Annotated in this window: 3 protein-coding genes; all 3 read left to right on the forward strand. The window is 64.9% G+C overall.

Features of this window, described 5'->3' with window-relative positions:
* The first annotated feature begins 117 nt into the window (after nt 1-117).
* The 3 genes from NZM16_RS12880 to NZM16_RS12890 all read left to right on the forward strand — a co-directional run bounded on the left by NZM16_RS12880 (nt 118) and on the right by NZM16_RS12890 (nt 3,695).
* Complete coding sequence (locus NZM16_RS12880) at nt 118-777, forward strand: TIGR01906 family membrane protein (RefSeq protein WP_295480745.1); 660 nt, start codon at nt 118-120, stop codon at nt 775-777.
* A 313-nt stretch (nt 778-1,090) separates the two neighbouring features.
* A complete protein-coding gene (locus NZM16_RS12885; RefSeq protein ID WP_295480747.1) occupies nt 1,091-2,068 on the forward strand; it encodes a UDP-glucuronic acid decarboxylase family protein in 978 nt (325 codons plus the stop codon).
* Nucleotides 2,069-2,261: 193 nt separating this feature from the next.
* Nucleotides 2,262-3,695, forward strand: a complete 1,434-nt coding sequence (locus NZM16_RS12890) for an O-antigen ligase (protein ID WP_295452650.1) — start codon at nt 2,262-2,264, stop codon at nt 3,693-3,695.
* Nucleotides 3,696-4,104: the final 409 nt, after the last annotated feature.

Here is a 4,104-nt window from a genome sequence, read left to right on the forward strand (position 1 = left end):
CCCCGCCCCCCCCCCCCCCCCCCACCCCCAAAACCCCCGGAAAGCTCGAAAGTCGCCCATGGCATGAGCTGATTTCAAAGATGAGATCCTATGAACTCCGAGGGAAGGAGCGCATCGATGCTCTCCCGGGTGCTTTCAGCAGTGGTGGTTCTTTCACTACCAGCGGTGTTGCTCCTGCTGAACGTCCGGCTGTTGATGAACGACTGGTTTATTCGCCTGGAATACGCGCGGCCGGATTTTCCCCCGGACCTCTATGGGATGAGCCCGGAGGAGCGGCTGGAGCTGGCCCTGACCGGGCTTCGCTCGGTGACCCAGCCGCCCGGGGCGAGCATCCTGCAGGAGGTCCGCTTTGCCGATGGACGGCCGGCGTTCAATGAGCGGGAGATCCGACACATGCAGGACGTATACGTTTTGCAGGGCATCGCCTTCCGGGTGGGCCTGATCCTGGCCCTGGCGCTTATCGGGGCCTGGGTGTGCCTCTGGTTTTCCCCGGCCACCCGAAACCTGGCCTGGCAGAGCCTGAACCGGGGGGGCCTTCTCACCCTGGGACTGGTGCTGGGGATCCTGCTGGGCTTCCTGTTTAGCTTCGACGCCGCGTTCACCCTGTTCCACCGCCTGTTCTTCGAGGGCGATACGTGGCTCTTCCCGCCTACCGATACCCTGATCCGGCTCTACCCGGAGAAATTCTGGTTTGACGCGGCGGTGTGGATCGGCGGGCTGACCATCCTCGAGGCGATCGGGTTGATCCTCTTGGCCCGCTGGCGGCTTTCGCTTTGATGGAGGGTATAGACGCCCGAGGATCTTGAGGCTGGGGCGCCGCCGAAGGCGACGCCCTCGTGCTTTGTCCAGTTATCAACTGGGGGTTTAAGGAATCGAAGCCAGTCCGGAAGGCCATGGCCCCTCCCCCATGGCCCTATGGGCCGTGGGGAGGGGAAGAAAAAATCTTCCGGCTCCGCACCACCCCCCGAGTTTCATTATGAAAGATGGACAAAGCACCAGCCTCAAAGGATATTTCTTCTCCCCCTCCCTGAAGCTCGAGGGCCTTTCAGAACCTAACCTGTCATCCCAACCCATCCGGGTGAGATGCTCCATGCGCATTCTGATCACCGGCGCCGCCGGCTTTATCGGTTCCCATCTCTGTGACCGCTTCCTCGCGGACGGCCACGAAGTGATCGGCGTGGATAATTTCCTGACCGGGACAGCGGACAATATCGCCCATCTCATAGGGAACCCGCGCTTTCGCTTCATCCGTCACGATGTCACGCATTTCCTCTATGTGGAAGGCCCCATCGACGTGGTGCTGCACTTCGCCTCGCCGGCCAGCCCGGTGGACTATCTGAAATACCCTATTCAGACCCTGAAAGTGGGCGCCCTGGGGACCCACAACACCCTGGGCCTCGCCCGGGTCAAGGGGGCCCGCTATATGCTGGCCTCCACCAGCGAGGTCTATGGGGACCCCCAGGTTCACCCTCAGCCGGAAACCTACTGGGGCCACGTGAACCCCATCGGGCCACGGGGCGTCTACGATGAGGCCAAGCGGTTCGCCGAGGCGATGGTGATGGCCTACCACCGGGTGCACGGGGTGGACACCCGGATCGTGCGCATTTTCAACACCTACGGCCCCCGCATGCGGCTGGACGACGGCCGCGTGGTGCCGAACTTCATCGGCCAGGCCCTGCGCCGGGAATCCCTGACGGTCTACGGCGACGGCTCCCAAACCCGCAGCTTCTGTTACATCGATGATCTGGTGGAAGGGATCACGCGGCTCCTGGAGGTTCAAGAGCACGAGCCGGTGAACCTGGGCAACCCGGAGGAGGTGAGCATCCTCACCTTCGCGGAGATCATCAACCGCCTCACCGGGAACCCAGCGGGGATCCGCTTTCTGCCCGATCGCCGCATCCCGGGAGATCCCCAGCGTCGTTGTCCGGACATCACGAAAGCCCGCCAACGCCTGGAATGGAGCCCCCAGATCCCCCTGGAGGAAGGCCTGCGACGGACTATCCGATGGTTTGAGGAACGGCTACGCTCCGCAGCCCTCGCGGATGCTGGATCCCGTTATGGGGAGTGAAATGGGCGCTGATATGCCCTACTGGAAGTAAAACGGACACTAACGTGCCTACTACGAACTAAGGTCCGTTTGTAATCGAGGCGATGGCTTTCGATTATCTGCCCGGAAGCTAGGCGTCGGACGTGCGGTGCTGGGGAGGGCGGGGTGGGGTCGAGCGGATTTCTTAGAATCCCTAGAAGAACATCGGAATCCCATGGAACGATGGATCCAGGGTCTCGGGTTCAGGGGTCGATCCTTTGCGTATGAGCTCGGCTGGGGCCTGATCGCGCTGGGCGCGGGCGGGCTGCTGGTCGCGCGGCCGGAGCTGCTCCTCGTCGGCCTAGCCGGGCTCGGGTTGATCTTTCTCCTGAGAGCCCCTGAAATCGCGCTGAGCGCCGCATTGATCACCGGCCCGCTGACGCCGCTGGAAAACGAGCTCTTCCGCCCGCCCCTCCCTAGCGCCCAGATCTTCCTGGGCCTCGCCCTCTTCGCCTGGCTCTGGCGCGGGCTGGCCCAGCGCGATCTCCGGCTCCCCCGCTGGGGGTGGGGTGGGGCGTATGCGCTCTTCCTCGGCTATGCCCTTGTTTCCCTGCTGTGGGCCCCCTCGTGGGAGGAGGGGATCCCGGAATGGATCAAGTGGGCGCAAATCGGGCTGGTGGCGATCCTCGTCCTCACCGCCCCGCCCGGCCTCCCCCGCCTGCTCCTGGGGGCCGCCCTGCTCTCCGGGGCCCTCCAGGCGGGCATCGGGATCTGGCAGGCGTTCCTCCGGGGGACCGGGCCGGAGCATTTCCGGCTCCCCGGCCTCCCCTTCTATCGGGCCTACGGGACGTTCCAGCAGCCCAACCCCTTCGCCGGGATGATGGGGCTGATCGCGCCGGTCGCCCTGGGCCTCGCCTTCGGATGGCTTCGCCATCCCCAGCGGTCCGTCCGCGAGGGGATGCTGGGGCTGGGGAGCCTGGCCATCGGCGGCCTAGCCCTCCTGGCCCTGATCGTTTCCTGGTCCCGAGGCGCGTGGCTGGGAGCGGCTGTCGCCATGGGGACGCTGATCCTGATGCTGCCCGCCCGAAGCCGCTGGGGGATCGCCGCGCTAACGGCGCTGGTCCTCTCCGGAGCCCTCCTGTGGGCCGCCGGATGGATCCCGGCGCCCGTTCAAGCCCGCCTGGCCGGGGCGGCGGAAGAGCTCCGGATTGCCGACGTGCGCGGGGTGGAAGTGAACGAGGCGAACTTCGCCATCATCGAGCGGCTGGCCCACTGGCAGGCGGCGGTGGGGATGATTCGAGACCATCCCTGGCAGGGCGTGGGCTTCGGGAACTACGCCGCCGCCTATCCGGCTTACGCCCTGATCCGCTGGCCCAACCCACTGGGCCACGCCCATAACGTTTACCTGAACGTGGCCGCGGAGACCGGGCTGATCGGCCTGCTGCTCTACCTGTGGCTCTGGTTCGCCATTGGGGTTCAGACCTGGCAGGCGTGGCGGCGGAACACCGGCTGGCGGAGGGGATTGGCTGCGGGCGTGATGGCCGCGTGGGCGCATTTGCATGTTCATCAGTTCTTCGATAATCTTTACGTGGCGAATTTACCCTTGCTGATCGCCCTGTATGGGGCATGGGTGGAGCTCCTGAACCAGGAGGCGGTGAAATCCGGATAGATCAAAGAACCAATTCATTGGCCAAGCGCAACCCCCGGGCTCTCTCGGGGTTTGGGGCTGGGGCACCGCCTTCGGCGGTGCCCCAGCCTCGTTGGATTCACCGCCCCCAGTTGCCCATGGCGCTCATTTGGCGATGGAGCCAAGCCCCTTCGGCGCCCGGCCCCACCTGAAAGCCCTTCGAGGGGAACGCTGGGGGTTGAGGCCGCCTTTCATCCCCTCCAACCCCAAGCGCTCCTCATCCATTTATGGGGCGATGGACTGTTTGCCTGTTCCCCCATGCCCCGGGAGGGGGATATCGCAAGCCAGCAGTGTTCTACTGCTAACTGATGAGGAGTGGGGCGTCCATGCCCCCCGAGGCCCTTCGGGCCTCGGGGGGGGGGGATTTTTTAGATTTTGTACGGGCGAGGCC

The organism is Thermoflexus sp., from assembly GCF_025055495.1.
GTDB lineage: Bacteria > Chloroflexota > Anaerolineae > Thermoflexales > Thermoflexaceae > Thermoflexus.

Bases quoted from the DNA above. Each gene is read 5' to 3' on its own strand.
- NZM16_RS12880 (WP_295480745.1), top strand. From the start codon at position 118: ATGCTCTCCCGGGTGCTTTCAGCAGTGGTGGTTCTTTCACTACCAGCG.
- NZM16_RS12885 (WP_295480747.1), top strand. From the start codon at position 1,091: ATGCGCATTCTGATCACCGGCGCCGCCGGCTTTATCGGTTCCCATCTC.
- NZM16_RS12890 (WP_295452650.1), top strand. From the start codon at position 2,262: ATGGAACGATGGATCCAGGGTCTCGGGTTCAGGGGTCGATCCTTTGCG.